A 21,211-nucleotide genomic window follows, 5' to 3' on the forward strand; every position below is an offset into this window, starting at 1 on the left:
GCGGGGCGTGCAACCGATCGGCTGCGCGCCCCGTCGAATCTTTATGACGTCTCCTCGATCGACACTACGGAAAATCCGGGGATGGATCGGCGCGACGCTGGCGGCGGTGGTCGTCGTGGCCGGCGCCGCGGCGGGTGCGGAGGCGGCGCCCTCCGGCTCCAGGGCCTCCACGCCCTCTACGCCCTCTACGCCCTCCACGGCCGGATCGCCGGCGCCCGCAGGATCGTCCTCAGCGAACGATCCCCATGAGGCAGCGGCTCAGCGCGAGGTCACGCGGATGCTGGCGGCGTTCCAGCCGCCGCCCGGCGCGGCCGAGGCTGGGAGCCGACCGGATCCGCTGCCGTCCGCTTTAGGCGAGCCGCCGATGAGATCCGGCGCGCAGACGCAGGTCGACGCGGTCGGCTGGTATCAGAGCTCGGAAAGTCCGGACCAGGTGCTGGCAGCGGTCCGAGCCCATCCGCCGACCGGATCGTCGCTGTCGGCGTGGAGCGACGGCGGGTCCTCCGCGCCGGCCTTCGTGAGCTTCGCCTTTCCCGGCGCGGACGGCTCGCTGATCGTGACGCCGGCGACCGGGGCGGACGGCCGCACGATCATCCGGCTCGACGCGGACGTCGACTGGACGCCCTCGCGGCCCGCGGGCTCGGCGCTCGGCTACGGCGCCCCGTCGGTGTCTGTGGTGACCATCACCGGGTTGAACCCGCAGTTCGCGTTGCCGCCCGCGCAGACCCGCGTCGCCACGGCCACCGCGCCGCTGATCGTCCACCAGGTCGTCGACCTGCTCAACGCCCTGCAACCGCCGATCCCCGGCGCGCGGAGCTGCCCGATGGACGACGGCACCCGGGTCCGGATCACGCTGCCGGGCCTGGCGACCGTGGACGCCGAGGCGGGCGGTTGCGGCGGCGTCACGCTCACCCCGCAGGACGGCGCGCCGCAGCACTACGCCGGCGCCGGCGACCTCATCACGAAGGTCTACGCGTTGTTCGGCATCACTTGGAGCCGAACAGGCGGTCTCCCACCAAGTATTGAAAGGACCGAGGCATCCGGGACCCGGTGACCGTCGCGATCGACAGCGCCCGGCTCGGGATGCAGACCGGCTTGCCGGCCGCGACCGCCGCGAGCCCGCGCGCCACGATCGCCTCCGGCGCCTGCCAGAACAGCCGCGGCAGCAGGTTCTCGAACCCGGCCTCGGTGAGCTCGGTGGGCGCCGGGCCCGGGAGCAGGGCGGTGACGTGCACGCCGTGCTTCCGGGACTCGCGGTTCAGGCTCTCGCTCAGCGAGGTGACGAACGCCTTGGTCGCGCCGTAGGTCGCAGCCCTCGGCGCCGGCGTGGTGCCGGACAGCGAGGAGACGTTGAGGATGCCGCCGTGCCCGGCCTCGGTCATCCGGGGCAGCGCGGCGTGGCACAGGCGCATCAGTGCCATGACGTTCAGCGCGACCTTGCCGGTCTCGCCCTCCACGGGCAGCTTGGCGAACGCGCCGGTGGTGCCCACGCCGGCGTTGTTCACCAGCAGGTCGACCGGGTTCGCCGCATCGCGCAGCCGATCCTCGACCACGGCGAGCCCAACGGGATCGGTCAGGTCGGCGGGCAGGATCTCGATCTCGGTGCCCAGCTCGGCGGCCAGCTTCTCCAGCCGCTCACCGCGCCGCGCGACCAGCACCAGCGCCGTCCCGCGCGCAGACAGCTGCCGCGCGAAGTGCTCGCCGAATCCGGACGACGCCCCGGTCACCAGGGCTCTGGCATATGTCTGCTTCATCGTCACACCGGCTGATCGACGTGGTCGGTACGGAAGGCGATCGCGGCACGGCCGGCCGGGTCGAACAGGTCCAGCAGACCGGTCAGCGGCTCGTCGGGGACGTCGGGAGTCCACAGCTCCAAGGCCATCTCGCCGTGGTAGAGCATCGGCCAGCGCACGTAGGAGCGGCTGTCGCCGGCGTCGTTGATCGCCTGCGAGCGCCGCACCGTGGCGGCGGCGACGTCCACCATCAGGTCGGTCCCGCAGCCGAAGCCGTAGGGGTAGGCGGTGCGGTCCGGCGGGATGCTCTCGATCAGCGTCTCGTCCGCCTCGTCGACGCCGACGTGCGCGTGCAGACCGCCGCGCACCGAGGGCACCTCGACGGTGCCTTCGGGGTCGGGGCGCCATATACCGCTGGCATCCTTGCTCACCCGGATCTTGGGCGCCGCCGCCATCAGGGCGCAGACTTCCCAGGCCTCGACCGACGGACCCTTCTGCCCGGCGCCGCCGACCTCGAGCAGCCGCAGCCGCCCGCCGTCCAGCCGGTGGTCCACGACCACGACGTCCTCGGGCCGCAGGTCCCGCTTGTCGACCTCGAAGCTGCCGGACGCGGTGACCACCAGCGCCTGCAGGTCCGGGTCGAAGACGAACATCATGCCCTCGCTGAACCCCTTGATGCCGAGGTAGCGCTGGTAGGCCGAGGCCATGGTGACCGAGACGTAGTCGGACACCCGGTGCGGCGGGGGCAGCAGGCCCAGATTCCCCATGCGGCGCCCGGCGGAGACCAGGACCCGCGGGGAGCCGGCGGCGTCGAAGGCCGAGGTCGGCACCGAGTCCGGGACCCGGTCCAGCCGGTCGTTCACCTCGGTGGCGCAGGCCACGGCGACCAGCCGGTCGCGGATGTCCCGGACTATGTCCGTGGTGATGGAGGGGTGGCCGCCCTCCATGGTGCACAACGTGGCCTCGAGGATCTCGCCGGTCTCGGGGTCCGGATACACGAACAGGGTCTTGGGCGCCCCGACCCGCGCCATCAGCACCCGAGCGAGCTGCACCACTTCCAGGTGCTTGGCACCGGCCAGCGGCTCGTCGACCTCGAACACCCCGACCAGGTTCCGCACACCGCCGCGCACATCGCCGGTCCGCCGCAACGTCACCATCAGCGGCGGGTACTGCTCGGCGACGCGGTCCAGCAACGTGCCGGGACCGGCCGGGACGGGTATGTGCACCAGCAGCACGTCCAGTTCGACGCGCGACCCGACGCCGGCCACCGACACGGGCCGGCCGACTTCGTGCCCCTGGTCGGCGAACGCCTTCCCCAGGTCGTCAAGGAACGAGGGCACCGGACCCTGACCCGGAGCCACCGCGTCGACGCGGCAGACCCGCCACCAGGGCAGCGCGGTCAGGTCGAAGCGGTCCGCCCCGTGAGTGCCGTGCCAGAGATCGAGCATGGACCGTACGCTACCCGAGCGGCGGACGTTACCCCATTGGGGTGAGGACATTTACGGAGATCGCGGGAGGACTTCCCGGCGCACAACATCCTTTTGTCCCACAGCCAATGGCTTGCAGGTCGCAGCCCCGCCCCCACCCACCCCGAAATGCATTGCGACCATCCGCCAGGCGAACCCCCGACCCGCGATGGATTTCCCAGCGAGCGTTTGAAATGATTTGACCGATTCCTCCGCGAAAAACGCGGACCGACACGACTGTCGTTTGATCGGCCGCCCCGCCCCCGAAACCCGCGTGCAACCGCGCCCCGGGCCCCGGCGTTTTGGTGTGATGGAAGCGCAGATGGCGGGGAGGAGATGGACACGAGTGTCACAGGAACAGGACTTCGACGAGTTCTACCTGGGGTCGGTCCGGAGGGTGACGGCGCAACTCGTCGCGATGCTGGGCGACCCGGTGGAGGCCGAGGACGCGGTGCAGGAGGCGTACGCCCGGGCCTGGCAACGCTGGGATTCGGTGTCGCGGATGGACGATCCCGTCGCCTGGGTGCGGCTGGTGGCCTATCGAATCAAAGTGTCGTCGTGGCGGTCCGCCGTGCGGCGCACCGTCGCACACAGACGGCACGGACCGCCACCGGACGTGCCGGACCTGAGCCCGGACTCGGTGGCCCTGGTCACCGCCCTGCGGGGCATCCCCGAGGCACAGCGCCGAGCGATCGTCCTCTACCACCTGGCCGGGCTGACCGTCGAGCAGGTCGCAGCCGAGGTCGGAGCACCGGTCGGCACGGTCAAAGCCCGGCTGTCGCGAGGCCGAGCAGCGCTGGCGCAAGTACTGAGCGAATCGAAAGACGGAGACCTGAAGGGGAGGCCCAGCTATGCCTGACACCATCGAAGACCGCCTGGCCGATCTGGGCGGAAACCTCGAGACAGCAGCCGCATTCCGCTCCCCGTCACTGATCCGCTCCCGCGGCGAGCAGATCCGCGTCACCCACCGGCGGCGCATGACGGCAGTGGCATCAGCCACGGCAGCAGTGGCGATCATCGGCGTAGGAAGCCTGGTGGCACTCCGCCCGACCGGCGGACACCAGGGCCACACCGTGTCACCCAGCGTGAGCTCCTCCGCGTCGAAATCCGCACCGCCGGCCAAGACGACGCAGGCGACGCCGATCGCACTGATCGACCTGAAGCAGGACCAGATGACGGTCTACGACAAGCAGGGCCACATCGTGAAGACCGTCCCGGTGACCGCCGGAACGCCTGCGAACCCGAGCCACGTCGGCACCTTCACCATCACCGCCAAGCAGGACCAGGCGGAGAAGGTGAGCGACAGCGGGACCGACACCTCGTACCGCCTGACCGTTCACTGGGTGCTCACGCTCGACGCGGGCGGCCCGCAGATCTACGCGATGCCATGGGACGACGGCCGGTTCGGCAAGGGCAACCGGACACACGGCGACATCGGCATGAGCACCGACATGGCGCAGTGGCTGTACACCAACGTCGCGATCGGCGATCACATCAAGATCCAGTAACCGCGGCCCGAGAAACATCCGGACAACGCCCGAAACGAGTCAGAGGCTCGCTTCTCTTCCGAGAAGCGAGCCTCTGATCTGTGTTCACGTAGTCGGGGTGACAGGATTTGAACCTGCGGCCTCTACGTCCCGAACGCCCACGGCTTGTCAAATAGATGGCTTGTCATCCCCATCGTACGACTGTTAACGTGCAGGTCAGAGGCTATTTTTGCTGTAACACCAGCCTCAGATCGTTTCCAGTTGTTTCACAGTGTCCGCGGACATTTTGCGGACACGGGCCTTGGGGAGGCAGTCTTTGGGTTGGGTCAGAAAGCGCATCAGCAAGAACGGAACGGAACGGTTCGTAGCCAACTACCGCGACATCCGCGGCAACACCCGCTCGGCGGGTACCTACTCGACCGAGAAGCAGGCCGAGGACGCGGCGAAGAAGGCCGAGAACGACATCGCGGCTGGGCGCATCGGCGACCCGAAGCGTGGACGCCAGAAGTTCCGTGCCTACGTGCTGAACACGTGGCTCCCGAACCACGAGATCGAGTGCTCGACCCGCCAGACCTACACCTACCTGATCAACAAGCACATCCTGCCGGAGTTCGGCGGGATGCGGATGGTCGACGTGCTACCCGAGCACGTCCGTGAGTGGATGACGAAGATGGCCGGCGCGGGCGTTTCCGCTCAAAGCCGGCGCAACGCCAAGGTGGCGATGGACGCGATCTTGACTACTGCGTTCAACGACCAGGTCACGTTCCTGCACGCTGGCCAGGGCGTGAAGCGGCCCACGGTCGCCAAGAAGACGAAGCGGATCATCACAGCGGAACAGTACGACAAGCTCCACGCGGCGATCGGCGAGAGTGAGCACGACGGCGAGCGCATGCAACTGCTCACCGAGACCGACATCGAGACAGGCATGCGGTGGGGCGAGCTGACCGAGTTCCGCGTCAAGGATCTCGATCCCGATGCTGACCTCATCACCATCGCGCGTGCGGTCGTGAAGCTCGACCCGAAGTTCCACCCGCAGGGGAAGCGCTTCCTGGTCAAGGACTATCCCAAGGACGGCGAGTGGCGTGAGCTGAAGATTTCCCGCCGCCTGACCACGAGCCTTGTCGACTTCGCTGCTCGTCGCGGTCTGGGCTCCGAGGACCTGTTCTTCGAGTACGTCCCTCCGACGGAGCCGAAGAAGCGCAGGCGCCCGGACGAACTCCCCGATCCGATCACCCTGGGCTGGACCGAGCCCCATCCCAAGTCTGGCCGGCAGTACCGACACGGCACGATCTCCGCGTACTCCGGCATGAAGTGCCGCTGCCAGTTCTGTCGAGACGCGATGTCGGCGTACCGGGCTGAGCGGCGTGCCATCGGCAAGGACGCTCCGCGGAACGCACCGCGGCACCGGGACACGGACGGCCATATCGACGGCGACTGGTTCCGGAAGCAGATCTTCTACCCCGCGGTGGAAGCTGCGGGCATCTCCTTCAAGGTCACCCCGAAGTCGTTGCGGGACGCACACGCGTCCTGGCTCCTGGCCGGCGGCGCTGACCTCCAGGTCGCGAAGGAACGCCTCGGCCACGGCAGCATCACTACGACTGAGCAGTACCTCGGCACACTGCCAGGCGCCGGCGAGGCCGCTCTCGCGGCCCTCGACGCCTTCCGGGGTCGCGGCGCTGTCGCCGATCAAGCCGAGCCGATGCCGACGGCCGCTGAAGCTGTGACGCCAGACATGGCGTCGGTGCTCAAGATGATGGAAGAACTGAAGCTGTCTGTGGACCGACTTGCCGCCTAGACGGCCGGCCGAGAGGGAGCGGTATCTTCCGCTCCCTCTCGGCCCTGCGCTCTTGGCTTCTGTGAAGTGGGCTTTGAGTTATCAAGCAACCGACGGCCCCTAGGCCGATCGACCGTCAGGTGGTCGAAGCGATCAGTTCAGTCCGGCACGGAGTCCTCTGCCGCGTCGTTTCAGCTGAGCCGCGGCACAAGGCAAAGTGGACCCCTCCGGAATCGGAGGGGTCCACTTGTGAATCGGGACTAGGTCTTCATCAGCGTGCCTCGGTCGGTCGCCTCCCAGCTGTCGGGTACAGGCCAACCGGGAGGCCAGCGCACCCTGACCGCGCCTGGCCGGACCGCCATGATCACGCCGATCAACTCGCCTCCGGAGTCAGGCTTCCGAGTTGAGTGCCACCGTCGGCCGATCCAGGCGTCGTCTGGACATTCGGCGTACCGGTCGTAGATCTTGATGTTTCGCATGAGACTCCTCCGACGTAACGAGTGGGTTCAGTTGATCTTGTGGGTCGAACCGGCGCGTTCGACTACCGCGTTGATCTCTTGCTCTGTATCGCTGTCGGGTTCCGGCGGGAGCCGGTCATAGAAGGCGGTGGCGCGTTCGTCGAGCTCGTTGTAGAGCTTGGCCATCGACCGCCAGTCGTCGCGGTACTGCTCGGGGAGATCTTCGGCAGCGAGCCCCCAGCAGAGGGCACCCCATACGCCGCCCTCCCAGTCGATCTTGTCGCGGACGTCCTCGCCGGTGTCTAGCGGGAAAGTAGGCATGGAAACCCCGTTCTACTCGGTGACCTGGCTGGCGACGTATTGCTCAACCGACCTGACGGTGAAGCGTCGCGATCCCTTGATCCTGACGCCTTCGATCTCCCCGGCCTTCATGAGCCGGTAGACCGTTGTCCGGCTGGTCCGAAGGACGAGCCCGGTTTCCTTAACGGTGTAGAGCGGGCCGATCATTTGCAGTCACCCCCAGCGTGGTCCATGCGTAGTAGAGGTATGACAGAGTCAGTATTCGCCGACACCCGCCGACCGGAACGACCTGAAGTTCCCCCTGCCGCACGAGACGTCGGACGGTGCTGCGGCTGACGCGAAGCTGCTTGGCGACTTCTTCGTAGGACATCCAGCTAGGCACGACCTTCACCTCCCTCGACGATCGCCTCGCAGCCGGCTACGACAAGCGCTGCGAAGACGGTGCCTCGGGCGATCAGCCGACGGAGCGCGATCCTGCGTCGGACGCAACGGCGCCGATGGCGTCCAGTTGGCGTGATCCCCGGAATCTGCGGTGCGGTGAACCCGTGGACAGGGAGCTGAAAACGGAACTCGGACATGCGTGAGCCTCCAAGGAAGATGGGTTTGCCGCGCCGCTGAGGTCGGCGCCGGCGGGAAGTCCAGACCCGATGTCGAGTCCAGATCGATGAGTCGATCATAGACTATGGTCTAGATCCAGTGTCAACCGTAGTCGAGCACACCGGCCCCATTTCTGGACTATGGTCCAAATCTGCGATCGCTCGACCGCGCGCCGCAGAGCTTGACGACGCCGCGGACGCGCCGTGAACCGCTTGCCCAGTGCGGCGGGGGTGGAGGGCGTCACTGGAGGGCTTCACCTCGAAAAGGAAGCCGCGTCGGACCTGACGTCGCTGCGGGACGTAAAGCAGCCGCGCCCGGCGCCTCATTTACGAGGCGCCGGGCGCGGCGTGGTGATTGCTACTGGCTTCTAGGCCGGGCGCTCGGCCAGACCCTCAAGGGAGCGGCTGTTCTTGGCGATCATGGTGACCGCCTCGATGCTCGGGTCGGAGAGGCCAACGGCTAGCAGCGCGAGGTTCCGGATTCGTTCATCCCTAAGCGCGACCTGGAGATCGGGATCGATTACGTTCTCCGAGTCGTCGGGGAAGAAGAACGCCGGGTGGACGCCAAAGTAGCCGGCCAACTGCATGAGGACCTTGTAGGAGGGGTTGTCCTTCCGGCCCGTTCTCACCTGCCAGATGTAGCTCTGCTCGATCACCTTCTCGCCAGCCGCGGCGTTGATGCCTTCGGCGACGACACCGGCCCCGATTTTCCTGCCCGCCTTCTCGCTCGCGATCCTGAACAGGAGATCGAGACGTTTGGCGACGAACGGCAGTTCCTTGGCCGACGCGTCCTCGGCAGTGGCAGCCATGTCGCGCACCGTCCCCCTTCTTAGCTTCGGCAGGTCCTCGAACGTGAGTCTAACATGCCGCAACGAAGAAGGACTAAAGTCCAAAAATACTCCTAGCCCGCACCTCGCCAGTGGGGTACAGTCGCAGGTCCGAGGCGTTGAACTGGCCAAATGATCGCAGGAGGTGGCTATGGAGGCCGCGAGCCAACCCGTTCGAGGTTCACTCGCCTGCCCGCATTGCGGTCAGGTCGAGCGGGTCCAGCACGTACCTGCCGTCTACCGAAACGGCCTCGGCATGTATCAAGGATCCAGTTCCGCGATCGGTGTCGCGGGGGGTCATGTTGCCTACGGATACGCCGCCCACGGTGGCGTTACGATCAGTGGCATAGCAAGCGCCCTCTCACCAGCACCCTCCCCGCGCAAAGCCGGCTGGCTCCTGGGAGCGTCCCTCTTCTTCGTTCCGCCATTCGTTCTGATGGTGTGGATCGCACTCAACATGACACGGCATGGATCTCCGGCGGCGGTCACTGCGGCTCAGAAGGGCGGCTACGCCTTCGGGACTTGGCTCATACCCGTGTTCTTCCTGCTGCCGGTCGTGCTCTTCTTGGGCGCCTTCATTCGGCGCGTCAGGCGTAACAGTCTGGTACTCCGCGGCCAGCATGCTGCCCTCGCCGTCTGGAACCAGGGGTGGTACTGCGACCGCTGCGGGGGCGCGTTCTTCCCTGCCGGTACGCCGGCGCCTGTTCCCACTGGCCAGCTACTTCACCTCGGAGCCTTCCGCCATGCGGTCTGGAGCGCGGGCGGCTACGCCCACGTGTCCTAGCAACGTTCATGTGCGATCGGTTCGGCGCGTCATGGACACTAGCGCCTGATCAGGCTGCCTAGTTCCAATGGGAGCAGCACATTGTCTACTCCACCTCGCCCCTATGGCGGCTTAGCGAATCCGCTCAAGGTCTGGGCAAGAGTGCGTCAGCGCAGTAGGTCGTTGCGCTCAAGAACAAGTAGCTCAATGCCCAGCTCCTCGCACATGGTCTTCGCTCGGTCCTTGGCCGCTTGCTCAATTGGGCTCGTGGCGGCCATCACATATATATCCGAGCGCAGTCTCTTGGCGATCATCAGGTCCTTGACGAGTTGGTCCCTGTCGGGCTGTGCTTCGTTGGCGTTGAACGACTTGCCGGATGTCTTGACCTCTCCGCTGACCAACTTGCCGTCACAGATGCCTAGGACATCGGCCTCGCCCTGCACTCCGTCCGCAAAAAAGAGATCGACTCCCGGCTTGAGAAGCGCGTGCTTGTAGCGGCGGGTGAGCGCTCCGATGACCATAAGGTGAGGGATCACACCCTGGACGTTCGCGAAGTCCACCCGGGCGTCGAGTCGGTGATGTACCACCAGGCCGCGCTTCGGCTCGCGCGTGTACTCGGCCGTCGCGTCGCACACCGGGCAGCGGGCGACGCCACGGGAGGTTTGCTGCGAGAAGGGCACGAAGCTCTTGATCTTGCAGCTGACACACGCAGTCTGGAAGCCCCGTTCCGCCCAACCGATCCCGGCTAGGCGCTCCAGGACAACCTGTGCGGTCTCGAAAGAGCCGTAGCCGAGTCGTTCTGCGCTCTTGAAGACGCGTTCACTACGGCCACCGAATTCTTCGGCGAACGCCCTCTGGTCCTCGGTAAGCGGTTGGTCTGCGCCGAACAGCTTTTGCAGCTTCTTGGCGATCTCCTCGCCGCGCGGGGTTGTCAGCTGCTTGATTGCCTCGAAGACGTTCGGTTCGCCCAGTGCATCGAGCGCAGCTGGGTCCATCAGCCCCATGCCGATCGCGCCTTTGTCGGAGAGTGGGTGAGAGACAGCCACCTCGCCCATGACCGCTTCGTAGGCGGCGGTCAGTGTCGGAATTCGGAGCTCGATCCGCCAGTCGTGCTTGACGTGGTCCGGGATTTGAATGGCCTCGTCGTGCCACTCGGCGTTGTCAGCGACGAGCTTGGCCACCGTCTCACGCTTCGGCAATGCGTCGATCGGCTCTCCGCCAATGCTGACCAGTGAGAGGCCGCCGAAGGCGAGTTTGGTCGGAACCGGGCTGGTGAAGCGCAGCGCCGTCTTGTCACCGGTTACCGGGACATCAACGAACTCCGTCTCCCCGTAGCGGCGCTTGAAGCCGACGATGGTCGCGAAGCCCGGCAGGTAGGTGAATGGGGCTGATCGTTTCGCTGCTTGCTTGCCGAACGACATCTTGCGTTGGATCTGCTTGTCCTCCGACAGCTCCAAGCCCATGCTCTGGGCGAAGGCATGCTTTGCTTCGTCCTCGACGGAGGAGGACGTGATCAGCACGTCGGGGGAAAAATGGTCAGGTCGCTGCAATGCGCCGGCGAATACGCGCGGCCAGGTTGTCCAATGGCCGATGTCCACGGGCAGCAGGTACATGGGACAGTCGCCGTGACGGCCCACGGAGCGCAAAGCGCGCAGATTCCAGAACCTCAAGCACCCCTCGAAGTCGTCGTCCCCGGAGATGAGGACGACGGTGGTCGGAGAGTCCATGGGCGCTGGCGATGCCCACTCTTCGATCATCGAGACGGTCGTCGTGCCTAGGAGAGTGTGCCCCCACACCTGCGACTCGCCGATCTCATGGTCGAATCGGGCTCGACGGAAGGCGATCCCGGCGGCGTGAAAGCCTTTCTCCGCTTCGGCTCGCAGGTCTCCCGCAGCGACCGCTTGCCACAGTGGCGCGTTTTCGGCGGCGATGACGTAGCCGTTGCTCCCGTCGACAGTAGGGGGCACGACCAGGTCGCCTGGGTGGCTCGTGAACTTGGTGACGCCCCACTCATCGATGTGCTCAAGCGGCGTGAGGTGCATCCCAAGGGAGCCAGCCAACACTCTCGCATGATCGTCTCGTGCATCAACGTTCACCAGGCCATCAATGTGCGAGATCTCGATAGCCTGTAGGAAGTCTTGCGCGACTGTGCCGTTCTCCTGGATAGGAACAACCAGCTCGGTCTGCCCGCCCCACCGCGAAGTTGCTTCCTGAACCGCGAGCCGGAAGCCATCACGGCTGCCCTCGGCAATCAGGTACGCGGCACGCGCGGGCCGTACTGTCACCTTGAAGAGGGCTGACTGGCCTGCGAAGTTCACAGCACCATCGTGTCTCTGACTACTTCGCCGCACAAACGGGTTCCGCCGCCGTGGCGGTTGCGCTGCGAACTCGATCGCGACGGTGACACTTGATCACCCATTGCGAAGCACCTGCACGGTCTCACAACGTCTACCTCATGGATCACAGGAATCTCAGCAGGCCCACGGACGTCGCCGCAGACGCGGATGCCGCCGCTCGCGTTGTAACGACGGCATCCCGCAACCCCATCGGGACTATTTCGTGAAGAAGTCCCAGATCTTGTCGGTGTTGTCTACGACCTTGCGTCCCAGCGCGAACGCGGCACCCTTCACGAAGGACACGACGATCTCGCGACCCGGCTTGTCTTCGCTGTGTTCTGCGTCGGCCGGGATCGGTTCCTGCTCGTCGTGCTGGTTGATCTCTTTCTTCTCTGCGGCCATGTTCGGCTGCCCTTCTGGTTCCGAGGACACGGAAGGGCGAAAGGATTGCTGAGGAGCCCCGGGGCTCGTCCTCGCGCCTGTCCGTGGTGACACGCCTTCCGGGCGTGGCAGTTAGCCGGAACAGCAGGAGAGCAGGAGATTCACTCGAACGTGTCGATGACGGTTGAGGCCGAACGACAGCATTTGCGCAAGCAGGCAGAGGATGACGACCGAGGCAGCGAAGGGGAGTCGCGGTAGTAGGTTGAGGCACGCGATCATCACGAGCACAGTGTGCACCATCGCAGTGACCTTTAGTGGCGCTTCGGCTCAAGAACTAGCCGCTCAGGTAGCGCCGGCTGCGAGGGCTGAGGCCAACCGTAGCGCTGAGGCCACACCTGAACGGGGGTACGGCCTTCCTCATTTGCCGCTGTGAGTGGGTCGGTGTTGCTAGCGTTGCGCCCCATGGACTCGGACTTGGAGATGCAGCTCCCGCCGTTGCTGCTGTGGCTCGATGAGCAGGGACGCGAGCGGCCCAGCGAGTACATCGACGTCTCCGCGTATGCGGGGGATGAGCCGGGTGCCATGGAGTTCGTCGGGATGCTGATCACCATCTTGGAGGACCGCGGATTCGTCGATGTGGTCCGAGGACTGGACGACCGCCCCGACTCCCTCATTACCAAGCGAGGGAAGGTGGAGGCCCAGCGGGTCCGCGAAACGCGTGGCAACCGCGTTGCGCGGATGCGGTTCGCCCGGGACGCCGTCATCCAGTGGCTGTTCGCCGAGTACCCGACCCACGCAGGGAGCCAGCAGCAGTTCCTGGGGTGGAAGGGCTCGGTCTTCCTCGGAGACATGCTGACGAACGACGAGTTCTCGGAGGCCGTGCGATATCTCAGAGGCCGGGACCTGGTCGAAGTAACAAACCTTGCGGGAACCGACGTAAGGCTGACGACGAATGGCATCGACTGCGCGACGTCTGGAGGATCGGTGAGTGACTTCTTGAACGGCCCAAAGCCGCAGTCCGCGGGTGGGCCGGTGTTCAACGCACCGATCAACGGCCCGGTTGCGGTGAACAGCAGCCAGTTCACGCAGAACGTGGTGACATCGGGCGCTGTGGACATCGAGGGCTTGCGGGCCTTCGTATCTCTCGTGCGGGATTTGACCCCGTCCCTGACGCCCCACGAGTCCGAGCAGCAGGAGCTGCTGAGCGAGGTGTCAGAGCTGGACATCGCCGCTTCCACTGCCGTTCCGGATGCCGGTCTGCTGAAGCGGCTCACCGGACGTGTGGTGACGGCGGTGAAGGGCCTGACGCACTCTCCCGGCGTTCAGAAGTTGGCGTTGGAGGCCGGCGAGAAGGTCCTGGACCACTTCAGCTGACCATGTCCGTGGCCTGTGTAACGATGAGACCGTGACGGTCGACCTGAATGACCCGGAATACACGCTCGTTCTCGCACTCGAAGGTTTCCGGCAAGCCGCTGCCCGCTACCAGGTGGCGGTAGATGCCTCGGAGGACGCGGCTGTTGTGTTCACGCCTCTTGCCGAGGCACTGATGTGGGCGATTAGCATCGACGAAACCTTCTTCAAGGTTGATGACCAGCCCTATCGGGACGCGCGTGATGGTGACGCAGACGGCCGATACCTGCAAGCGCTGAGGTATGCGCGGAATCGCTGTACCCATCAGCTCGCGCTCGTTGCCGAGCGCAAGGGGTTGGCCCCTCCGTTTCGACCGCCGATAACGCTGGGCTTGCTCTTCCGATGGCGGCCGGTCAGCGAGCTGCCCCCACCCGACCCCAGGTTCAGAGACCCCCGCGGGGAGACCGCGTACGACGAGTTGCTGGCGAAGAACCCCGCAGACCAGGCCATCGTCCACGCGGACGCCTGGTTCGTGCGGTGGAGCGCACAGAGGATCTAGAACAGATGACTAGCGTTGCCCCCGCAGTCAGGACGCCGACGCGCTGAATCTGCTGGACAGCTGGAGCGTGAGCCATCAAGCCCGCCACGAGGTAACGTGGCTGCGGCCTTCTGCTGGCATGCTGAAGCTATGGACATGAGGCCCCTCGGGGACCATGAGCAGCTACTCGGATCGACTCCTCGCCCTTGGGGCTTCGGAACCGTCGTGCACGGCTCAGGTGTGCTCGACGATCTGGTGGCGGGGTTGGCACGACACGGCAGTACCGACTGGACTGGCGAGTACTGGCGGCGGTTGGAGCCTGCGGCGGCCGCGATTGGCTGCGTGCCGTGGCTGACAGACTTTGCCGTGGCTGAGGCTCTCGCATCGTTCGATCAATGCTGCATTGTTGTGGACAAGCAGCAGCCAGAGTACGGCGCGGTGCGGCGACTCGCGACGCGGGGCAAACCGTTGCTGAGCACCTACCTCGATGGCTTCGAGGAGGTGGCTCTGCCCGACGAGAGAGGCAAGCCACCCGTCATTCATCCCCATAGCAGCCGACTCGAACCCGTCGAACTGGGTCCGATACGCGTAGCCGGGTGGCGGCGGGCAAGCAATGGGACAGCGAGGCCGATGCTCCACGCCAAAATGTTGGTCCTGGGCGTGACAACGTATTACGAGGACGACGAGATGTTCGCTGGCGACGTGCTGCGGTTCCATCCGAAGTTAACTTGGATGGGGTCAGCAAACTGGACTCAGGCAGCGCGCCACCACATCGAGTTCGGTGTCTGGTCGAGTGATGCCGATCTCGTCCGGCACAACTACGCGTACTTACTGTCGCTCCTGACGTTCAGCGAACCGCGAGGGGCCGCGACCATCGGACCCGAACCCGACCTCGTGTCGGTCGTATGGGACGACGACGCTTTCCGTGAGTACTTCGCCAAGCACCGCGATCAGTACGAAGATGAATAGCGGCAGGAAACGGTCGTCCGCGAAGACCAGTCCTTCCCCGACCCCGAGCCGCAGGAGTACTTCGAGAACGCAAAGCGAAGGATGTTCGACCTCTGTTACTGGCTGTTCAGCGGCCGAACCCCATACCTGCCTGGGCACGTCTGGGCAGACCTGTAGCCCAAGCAAGCAGTCCTACCGACTTGTCGCAAACGACAGTTCAGCGACAACTCGATGGGATAGGCGACATGTTCAACGGGAACCTACAAAGGCCATTGAACTGGTGGAGTCCACATATCTGAACCGCGTCGTATTCTCTGTCCCCGGTCAGGCGACGAGTTCAGTCGTGTCGTGGGGCCTTGTCTGAGGTCGGCTGCTGTCACGTGGGTCACGTTGCGGCTGGCCTCAGCTGGCGTCAAGGAACTCGCCGACACAGAAGGGCATGAGCAAATTCTGGTTACGGCTTTGCGGGCACGCCCGGCGGGTTCCGCGCGGCGTCGGGCGGGGCGAATCCGTCGGGCCACACTGACAGGCGCTCGCCGAGGAACATGGCGCGGGTGAACGACGGCGGCGGGTCGGGGAAGACCGATCGGTAGAACCAAACGGCCTCGCCGAAGGTCACGTGGTCGAACGACGTGGTCGCCGCGAAGTGAGCATCGGTGAAGTGTGTGATCTTCGTAAAGGTCGCGCCGTTGAAGCTGGCCGAACCCGCGAACCGGGATTCGCGGAACGCCGCGCCCATGGCAAATCGAGTGTTTTTGAACGATGCGTCGCCTCCGAACTCGACGTTGGCGAACCCTGTGACGCCGTTGATCTGCACGTCGTCGAACCGTACGGCACGGTCGAACTTCACGCCGTCGAAGTTGGCCCAGCCGAACAGAGCGCCCTGGAAGTCGACCTCGTTGCCTTGGTGGAAGTGCGCGCCCCTAAATATGGCGCCTCCGTAAAACGCTGTGTGGTCGAACTCGCAGATCCCGTCAAACTCGGTGTCGACGAAGTAGGCGCCTGCGGTTTTGGCGTGCCGCAGTGAGACATTGGTAAGGCGGGCGCCGCTGAGGTCAACTACGGCGTTGGCCCAGAAGCTCTTGTGGTCGGGTCGCAACCGTGCGAACACTGTGGCCTGGGCTGCTGCACGAACCTTTACTTCACCCGGGTCCGCGGTGTTTGGATCGTACGGAATGCACAAGTAGGCACACAGCACTTCCATGCAGGTCTGCCTGTCGCGTTCTGAGTCGTCCGCTATTCGGGCGAGAGCGTAGACACCGCCGAGTCGCACTGCGGCGGCCGTGTTCCCGAGCTGGGCTATGGCTTGCGTGTATCGCTCGGTGAACAGCTTGTCCTGGTCACGTATGTGGTTGGCCTCGTCGGTTCTCTGCTTCCGATACGCGACGTAAAGGCCGGCGACCGCGCCGGACCCACCGACCACCAGCAGCGCGGTTTTCGCGACGTCCAGCCGGTTGGCCTTAGCGCCCGGAATCAGCCACAACAGCAGCAGGTAGACCCCAGCTGTGCCGATGACGCCGGCTACCAGTAGCGCCGCGTAGATAGCAGGGAACGGCCGTGGGCGGTACGGCCGCGGCTCTCGGTCTCGACGAAGCGTCAGAACACGACGGTATCTCTTCTGCACGCCCGCACTCATGGCCGAAGGCTAGCCGTCGCGTCATGGCGCGGGTGGCGTATTGCCCCGAACCGGCACCAGCGCTCGTCATACCGCGAGAACCTATGGTCCATGTCCATGCCGACCTGGCTCGCTACAGTCCTGATCGCCGCAGGCACTTCGGTGGTGGCGCGGATGGTTCCCGACCTGACCGTCGTGTCGCGCCTCGATGCGCGCAAGGCCCGTGTGAAGGCGGTGCACGATGCCCGCGACCGCTTTTCGAACTGCGCGATTACGATGCTCACGCTCTGCGGGGCGCTCGTGGCTTGGGACATCCCTGATGACGTATCCGATGTTGTGCGTGCACGGCTGGAAGGCGAGAGCGAGCGATGGCGGGGGCTGATCGATGAGACCACGGTGTGGTTGATCGACAACTCGGCGTTCTACGCGCTGAGCTGGCCGCGTAATCTACGGGTCATCGCCGGCCGGTACGCCACCGAGACGCGCGGCGTGTGGCTGTCTGAGCGGACCGAGGCTGACAAGGTCCGGCTGCTTGGGGACCTGACAGCACACATTCAGTCGATCTACTTCATCCGTTTGTGGCGGGTGATGGCCAGGGCTGAAGCGCTGCGGAACGTACAGAACGCATTCGATGCGCTGAACTCTCCGCCGGTGCCCATGCCGCTTCCGGTTGTCGAAGAGTCGCCGTGACACGCGCGGAGCCCAGCGGCATGACACTGCCGACTGGTGACGGGCTGTCAGACTACTCCGATGCCGTTAAGCAGGAACCTGTCGGTCGAGCATCACTGTGTGGTGGAATCGTCCCTAAGCGGGTCGACTCCGGGGGCGGCTGCTTCAGCGGCCTCCGGAACTCCGAGATCCGCCAGCACACCTCGCCAACGCTGTCGCCAGGCGTCTCGCGCGTGTTCGTCCGCCATCATCGCGTCTACCGGCACTTCCTGGCCAAACGGCCAGAGGGCATCGGGTTCAGCGGCGAGGCAGAGACGGGCAAGAAATGCCCGGCGCACCAAGTCACGCATACGGTCGACGGCGAATGCGAGGCTGACGCGGGGAGGCATATCGCTGGGCGCCGTCGAAAGACCTGTGGTGATGTCGCGTAGGTCTTTCTCGCTGATGCTCCCTCCGTGCACCAGTTTCGAGCGCAACTTGTAGAGCCTGCCTACATCTTCAAAGATTGCGCGCCCGGAGTCCACCTCAGTCACCAGAAGGGCAGCCGCGCGTCCGCGGAGACGCAGCGAGATCGCGTCAGTCTCATTGCCGTCGCTGATCAGAACCGCTTCGAGTGCGGTGGCCAGGTCAACGATCGCCTCATAGTCATCGTGTGCCTCGTGTGCGCGATTGAACCGGTACAACGCGACGTCGAATGTGGTCGTCACTTTGCCCGCACGTTTGACCTTCGCCGCGTCCAGGTATCCTCCGAGAGCTGCGAAGGCTGGGGCGTGGCCTGTGTTCAACTTGACGACTCGCTGCATCAAGGTGGACATAGCGCCTTTGCCGAAAACGTGATGCGCGGGGTAGCGCTTCGATACGGAGCTTGCAGGTCCGGTGATCTCCCAGCAAGACTGATGAGTGCCGGCCAACAGTAGTCGGGCGAGTAGGAGGAACCGATCAACGTCGCCCTCGATTCGGCGACTCGCCGCATACGCCTCGACGGGGGAGCTCGACGTGGTTGCGATGACCAGGCTCTGTGGAGGGTCGAACGTGTGGGGAGGACGCTCGTCGAGCGCCCGGGGAATCATCTCCTGAGTCCGTTCGAGAAGACTGCCTGGTCCAGTCTCCGGGGAGACAGTGATTTCACCGATTTTGACCGGCTCATCGGTCTCGGTGGTGACGTGCGAGACGACGCGGCAGCAGTGCAGCTGCTCGGTTCCCGCCTCCAGAAGTGCGAGCCAATCCTCGATTGTCTGGCCCACGAGCTCGTTGTCGGCCTCGAAGTCAGCCAAGGCGACGGCGCAACGCGCGATCGCTGCTTCGAGAAGCCCGAAGATGTATGAGTTTGCGAATTCTAGATTCGGCTGCCTCGGCGGAGTCGTCGACAGCATGAACCGCTCGGGGAGGAGGCGCTGGACCGCGGCTTCGAGTTCTGTGAACTCCGGCAGGCCCATCACATTGCTTCCTTCGTAGTCGTTGCCGACGCGCAGGAAGGGCCGGTAGACCGAGGCTGGCACAACTCTCAGCTCAGCAAGCGCCGGGAGCGCAGCACCGACAAAGGCACGTGCAACGGTCCTGAGGTGGTCGGTCGTGGTGGCAAGGTCGCGGTTGCCCCTGTAACCGGCCTGGTACTCCCAGATCTCGTGGTCTAAGGCGCTCAGGTCGGCGCCAGTGCGCTCGGCAGCAGCCTTAACCAATTCCGCTGCCGTGTCCGAGGACAGAGCATCCTCTGTGACACCGAGCCCTGCGGCGACAAATCGGACGATCATCCGGTCTGGTTTCACGTCAGGCAACCCCAGCAGCATCCGCAGGTAGCGCCAGGAGATTCCCGCCTCCTGGCCGGGGACCGTCAACCATGCATCTCGTGCATCTCGGCCGAGATCCGTTTCGTCGGCTTCGACAAACTGCTCGGCGGAGTCGATTCCGAGATCGACCAAGACCTTGGCCGCCAGAAGCACAGCTTGGCCCCTGCTGGGCGCATCCGGCTGTGTCGACACCCTATTACGTGTGCCGATCTTGTCGATGAACTCGGTGACGCCACCAAGGCGCTCGTAGAGGCCGAGAAGATCGGTCAAGGAGTCCTTCGACGGGTCAGCCCCCTCCCGCATACGGACAGTCCGGTACCGACCGATGACGCCTCGCGCAATTGGGTACCGTGTCTCGATCGACCAGATCGAGCTGATAACCGCGAGCGCAAGGCTGCCCGGGTGTTCCGTCACCAGTGTCCACTCGTCCTGGGGCCGCAGGTGCTCGGCGCACGCACCAACGATGCGCTCTACATCGCTGAGACTGCCGTCTTGTGCTCGCAGAGCCTCGTCGCTCAAGGCTGCCTCCTTTGGATAGCAGAACCTTCCCACAACGACCCGCAAGATCGCCTGAGGATGAGGACAGGCTGGGCCTGGAGAACGCCGACTGTAGTCGGCTGTCGAGTTGAGGACTGCGGCGGTAGCAGCCTCATACCCGAGAACCACCCGCGTGGTGGAAGCGCGGACGCTCTCTGCGAATGACGCTGTGCCGCATCGTCAGGCGGCGGCCAGATGCGTAACCGGGTTGCATCTAACGCAACGGGCAATGGCCTAGCTGTCGGGGATCTCGCCACTGCGGTTAGGAAACACCAGGCCAGTGGCGGGAATAATGTCTAATTAACTATTCGACGCATCTTGGAGATCTGGCCCTCCCAGTAGCCTGCGATCGGCTGAATCCGAACGGTGAGACCTGTGTGGGGAGCCTCGACAAGGAGCCCCTGCCCGAGCGCCATTCCGACGTGCCCCGGTGCCTCGGGAGTTCCGTCATCGCCGGGTATGAAGATCAAGTCGCCGGGCTTGAGGTCGTTGACGTTGTAGATGGGCGTCCCGACATCGGACTGAGCGATGGAGCCTCGCGGGATGGTGATGCCGGCCGCGCGGTAGGCCATCATCATCAGCGATGAGCAGTCACACTGGTCGGCAAGATTGCCGTCGTGTGCGTTCGTGCAGCTACCGCCGTATGAGTAGGGCGTCCCAAGCTGCGCCAGGGCCCACGCTACGGCGGTCCGTGCTGCCGCTGGCGTGTTGACCGGAAGCGTGAACCCCGGAGGCAGTTGGAGGTCGCTCCCACCGCCGGCTGAGCCGTCGCCTCCGGTCCCGGAGCAAGTGCCCGCGCTTCCGTCGAAGGTAGCGACGAGGCGCTTGGATATCGCTTCCCACTGCTCGAAGTTGAACCTTGCAGGATCGGGAAGCCGTAGAACCGCGCTGGCTGCCTGGTCGAATGGGATGGTCTGCCAGTCCGGTACTTGAGCTAGCCGCGTGTAGAACTGCGTCGCGACGTGAACGGGGTCGGCCAGTTCAGCGGCGGTCCCCCAGCTGCCCGGGTCCTGGTTGAACAGGCCCAAGCCGTTGTAGTCGCTCTTCACCGTGTAGTTCGCCAGGCGGGTCCGCTCGATCGAGGCTGCGATCGCGATCACCGCCGCGTCCTCAGGAAGGTGTAAGTCGTTCTGAGACACCGTGTAGAGGATTTGGGCGTTGCTGATCTGGCCGGAGGTGATCGGGTGCCCTGGGCTGAGGTCAGTCGTGCCAGGCGATACCGGTCCGGAAGTTGAGCATGGCTGGTTCGTCAGCGACGCCGCGGCTGCTGCTGCCAAAACGGTCTGGGGTTCGAGAGTGCCTGATCCTGTGGTCGCGAGCGCGATGCCGAGGACGATGGCTATGGGCGACAGCAGGGTGCCGCCGAGAGCGAACTTCGCCTTCTTCGCGACGTCGTTCATGCCAGCACTCGGCTCGGCTGGGAGATGGTGCTCATGTGCGTCCTTGCTGGGTGGAACGGCGTTGGAACGAGCACGACGCAGCTATCAGCAAGGGGATGAGGACCACCCAATTCTGCTACAGCAGACGCGACGCGCTAGCCGAGGATACGCCAGCAGCAGGGGGTCTTGTCTACTACAGCAGAATTGCCGCTCGGTTCCGGAGCGATTCGCGTTGTTCCGGGTAGCAAACCGCCGCCGCCAGGGGCT

19 protein-coding genes are annotated in these 21,211 nt (G+C 64.9%); 8 read left to right on the top strand and 11 right to left on the bottom strand.

Features of this window, described 5'->3' with window-relative positions; all coding sequences use genetic code 11:
- Positions 1–106 precede the first annotated feature (106 nt).
- Positions 107–1,054: a hypothetical protein gene (locus CACI_RS44070; RefSeq protein ID WP_143765650.1), complete on the top strand. Its 948-nt coding sequence runs from the start codon at positions 107–109 to the stop codon at positions 1,052–1,054.
- Here CACI_RS44070 and CACI_RS44075 read toward each other — a convergent pair.
- Positions 987–1,754 carry an SDR family NAD(P)-dependent oxidoreductase gene (locus CACI_RS44075; protein ID WP_015797451.1) on the bottom strand — a complete coding sequence of 256 codons (768 nt, stop codon included), beginning with the start codon at positions 1,752–1,754 and terminating at the stop codon, positions 987–989. The genes CACI_RS44070 and CACI_RS44075 overlap by 68 nt on opposite strands.
- A gap of 2 nt (positions 1,755–1,756) precedes the next feature.
- Positions 1,757–3,181 (bottom strand): hypothetical protein, encoded by a 1,425-nt coding sequence (locus CACI_RS44080; RefSeq protein WP_015797452.1) that lies wholly within the window; start codon positions 3,179–3,181, stop codon positions 1,757–1,759.
- A 364-nt stretch (positions 3,182–3,545) separates the two neighbouring features.
- Here CACI_RS44080 and CACI_RS44085 point away from each other — a divergent pair, with 364 nt between their 5' ends.
- From CACI_RS44085 to CACI_RS44095, 3 genes are all read left to right on the top strand, one after another.
- The gene (locus CACI_RS44085) at positions 3,546–4,058 is read left to right on the top strand and encodes a SigE family RNA polymerase sigma factor (RefSeq protein WP_015797453.1); all 513 of its coding nucleotides are present in this window, start codon (positions 3,546–3,548) and stop codon (positions 4,056–4,058) included.
- Positions 4,051–4,707: a L,D-transpeptidase gene (locus tag CACI_RS46975; protein ID WP_015797454.1), complete on the top strand. Its 657-nt coding sequence runs from the start codon at positions 4,051–4,053 to the stop codon at positions 4,705–4,707. The genes CACI_RS44085 and CACI_RS46975 overlap by 8 nt, the downstream gene beginning before the upstream one ends.
- A 295-nt stretch (positions 4,708–5,002) precedes the next feature.
- Positions 5,003–6,481 (top strand): tyrosine-type recombinase/integrase, encoded by a 1,479-nt coding sequence (locus CACI_RS44095; protein WP_015797455.1) that lies wholly within the window; start codon positions 5,003–5,005, stop codon positions 6,479–6,481.
- A gap of 485 nt (positions 6,482–6,966) precedes the next feature.
- On the opposite strand, the gene CACI_RS44105 is transcribed toward CACI_RS44095, so the two are convergent.
- The 6 genes from CACI_RS44105 to CACI_RS44130 all read right to left on the bottom strand — a co-directional run bounded on the left by CACI_RS44105 (position 6,967) and on the right by CACI_RS44130 (position 12,142).
- Positions 6,967–7,239: a hypothetical protein gene (locus tag CACI_RS44105; protein ID WP_015797457.1), complete on the bottom strand. Its 273-nt coding sequence runs from the start codon at positions 7,237–7,239 to the stop codon at positions 6,967–6,969.
- 12 nt (positions 7,240–7,251) lie between these two features.
- Complete coding sequence (locus tag CACI_RS48840) at positions 7,252–7,425, bottom strand: helix-turn-helix domain-containing protein (protein WP_015797458.1); 174 nt, start codon at positions 7,423–7,425, stop codon at positions 7,252–7,254.
- Positions 7,400–7,588, bottom strand: a complete 189-nt coding sequence (locus CACI_RS54645; protein ID WP_083796020.1) for a helix-turn-helix domain-containing protein — start codon at positions 7,586–7,588, stop codon at positions 7,400–7,402. Before CACI_RS54645 ends, CACI_RS48840 begins: the two co-directional genes overlap by 26 nt.
- A 594-nt stretch (positions 7,589–8,182) precedes the next feature.
- Positions 8,183–8,623 carry a helix-turn-helix transcriptional regulator gene (locus CACI_RS44115; protein ID WP_015797459.1) on the bottom strand — a complete coding sequence of 147 codons (441 nt, stop codon included), beginning with the start codon at positions 8,621–8,623 and terminating at the stop codon, positions 8,183–8,185.
- A gap of 948 nt (positions 8,624–9,571) precedes the next feature.
- Entirely contained in the window at positions 9,572–11,722 is a 2,151-nt protein-coding gene (locus CACI_RS44125) for a hypothetical protein (RefSeq protein ID WP_143765651.1), read from the bottom strand.
- A gap of 234 nt (positions 11,723–11,956) precedes the next feature.
- A complete protein-coding gene (locus CACI_RS44130; protein ID WP_015797462.1) occupies positions 11,957–12,142 on the bottom strand; it encodes a hypothetical protein in 186 nt (61 codons plus the stop codon).
- Positions 12,143–12,583: 441 nt separating this feature from the next.
- Between CACI_RS44130 and CACI_RS51875 the strand changes: the two genes are divergently transcribed.
- From CACI_RS51875 to CACI_RS48850, 3 genes are all read left to right on the top strand, one after another.
- Entirely contained in the window at positions 12,584–13,495 is a 912-nt protein-coding gene (locus CACI_RS51875; RefSeq protein WP_190276700.1) for a hypothetical protein, read from the top strand.
- Between the two features lie 31 nt (positions 13,496–13,526).
- Positions 13,527–14,030 carry a hypothetical protein gene (locus CACI_RS44140; protein ID WP_015797464.1) on the top strand — a complete coding sequence of 168 codons (504 nt, stop codon included), beginning with the start codon at positions 13,527–13,529 and terminating at the stop codon, positions 14,028–14,030.
- 219 nt (positions 14,031–14,249) lie between these two features.
- Entirely contained in the window at positions 14,250–14,978 is a 729-nt protein-coding gene (locus CACI_RS48850; RefSeq protein WP_143765653.1) for a hypothetical protein, read from the top strand.
- Positions 14,979–15,411: 433 nt separating this feature from the next.
- On the opposite strand, the gene CACI_RS44150 is transcribed toward CACI_RS48850, so the two are convergent.
- Positions 15,412–16,593 (bottom strand): pentapeptide repeat-containing protein, encoded by a 1,182-nt coding sequence (locus CACI_RS44150; RefSeq protein WP_015797466.1) that lies wholly within the window; start codon positions 16,591–16,593, stop codon positions 15,412–15,414.
- 90 nt (positions 16,594–16,683) lie between these two features.
- Between CACI_RS44150 and CACI_RS44155 the strand changes: the two genes are divergently transcribed.
- Positions 16,684–17,262, top strand: coding sequence for a hypothetical protein (locus CACI_RS44155; protein ID WP_015797467.1), 579 nt, complete (start codon positions 16,684–16,686; stop codon positions 17,260–17,262).
- A 92-nt stretch (positions 17,263–17,354) separates the two neighbouring features.
- On the opposite strand, the gene CACI_RS46985 is transcribed toward CACI_RS44155, so the two are convergent.
- Both CACI_RS46985 and CACI_RS44165 read right to left on the bottom strand, forming a co-directional pair.
- Positions 17,355–19,547, bottom strand: a complete 2,193-nt coding sequence (locus tag CACI_RS46985) for a HEPN domain-containing protein (RefSeq protein ID WP_049871930.1) — start codon at positions 19,545–19,547, stop codon at positions 17,355–17,357.
- A gap of 314 nt (positions 19,548–19,861) precedes the next feature.
- Complete coding sequence (locus tag CACI_RS44165) at positions 19,862–20,965, bottom strand: C40 family peptidase (RefSeq protein ID WP_015797469.1); 1,104 nt, start codon at positions 20,963–20,965, stop codon at positions 19,862–19,864.
- Between the last annotated feature and the right edge of the window lie 246 nt (positions 20,966–21,211).

The organism is Catenulispora acidiphila DSM 44928, assembly GCF_000024025.1.
GTDB classification, from domain to species: Bacteria; Actinomycetota; Actinomycetes; order Streptomycetales; family Catenulisporaceae; genus Catenulispora; species Catenulispora acidiphila.

What these genes read in the sequence shown, in the direction of transcription:
- CACI_RS44130 (WP_015797462.1), bottom strand. Translation starts at nt 12,142, where the DNA reads ATGGCCGCAGAGAAGAAAGAGATCAACCAGCACGACGAGCAGGAACCG.
- CACI_RS44115 (WP_015797459.1), bottom strand. Translation starts at nt 8,623, where the DNA reads ATGGCTGCCACTGCCGAGGACGCGTCGGCCAAGGAACTGCCGTTCGTC.
- CACI_RS48840 (WP_015797458.1), bottom strand. Translation starts at nt 7,425, where the DNA reads ATGATCGGCCCGCTCTACACCGTTAAGGAAACCGGGCTCGTCCTTCGG.
- CACI_RS44165 (WP_015797469.1), bottom strand. Translation starts at nt 20,965, where the DNA reads ATGAACGACGTCGCGAAGAAGGCGAAGTTCGCTCTCGGCGGCACCCTG.
- CACI_RS44080 (WP_015797452.1), bottom strand. Translation starts at nt 3,181, where the DNA reads ATGCTCGATCTCTGGCACGGCACTCACGGGGCGGACCGCTTCGACCTG.
- CACI_RS44075 (WP_015797451.1), bottom strand. Translation starts at nt 1,754, where the DNA reads ATGAAGCAGACATATGCCAGAGCCCTGGTGACCGGGGCGTCGTCCGGA.
- CACI_RS46975 (WP_015797454.1), top strand. Translation starts at nt 4,051, where the DNA reads ATGCCTGACACCATCGAAGACCGCCTGGCCGATCTGGGCGGAAACCTC.
- CACI_RS44150 (WP_015797466.1), bottom strand. Translation starts at nt 16,593, where the DNA reads ATGAGTGCGGGCGTGCAGAAGAGATACCGTCGTGTTCTGACGCTTCGT.
- CACI_RS54645 (WP_083796020.1), bottom strand. Translation starts at nt 7,588, where the DNA reads ATGTCCTACGAAGAAGTCGCCAAGCAGCTTCGCGTCAGCCGCAGCACC.
- CACI_RS44155 (WP_015797467.1), top strand. Translation starts at nt 16,684, where the DNA reads ATGTCCATGCCGACCTGGCTCGCTACAGTCCTGATCGCCGCAGGCACT.
- CACI_RS44105 (WP_015797457.1), bottom strand. Translation starts at nt 7,239, where the DNA reads ATGCCTACTTTCCCGCTAGACACCGGCGAGGACGTCCGCGACAAGATC.
- CACI_RS51875 (WP_190276700.1), top strand. Translation starts at nt 12,584, where the DNA reads ATGGACTCGGACTTGGAGATGCAGCTCCCGCCGTTGCTGCTGTGGCTC.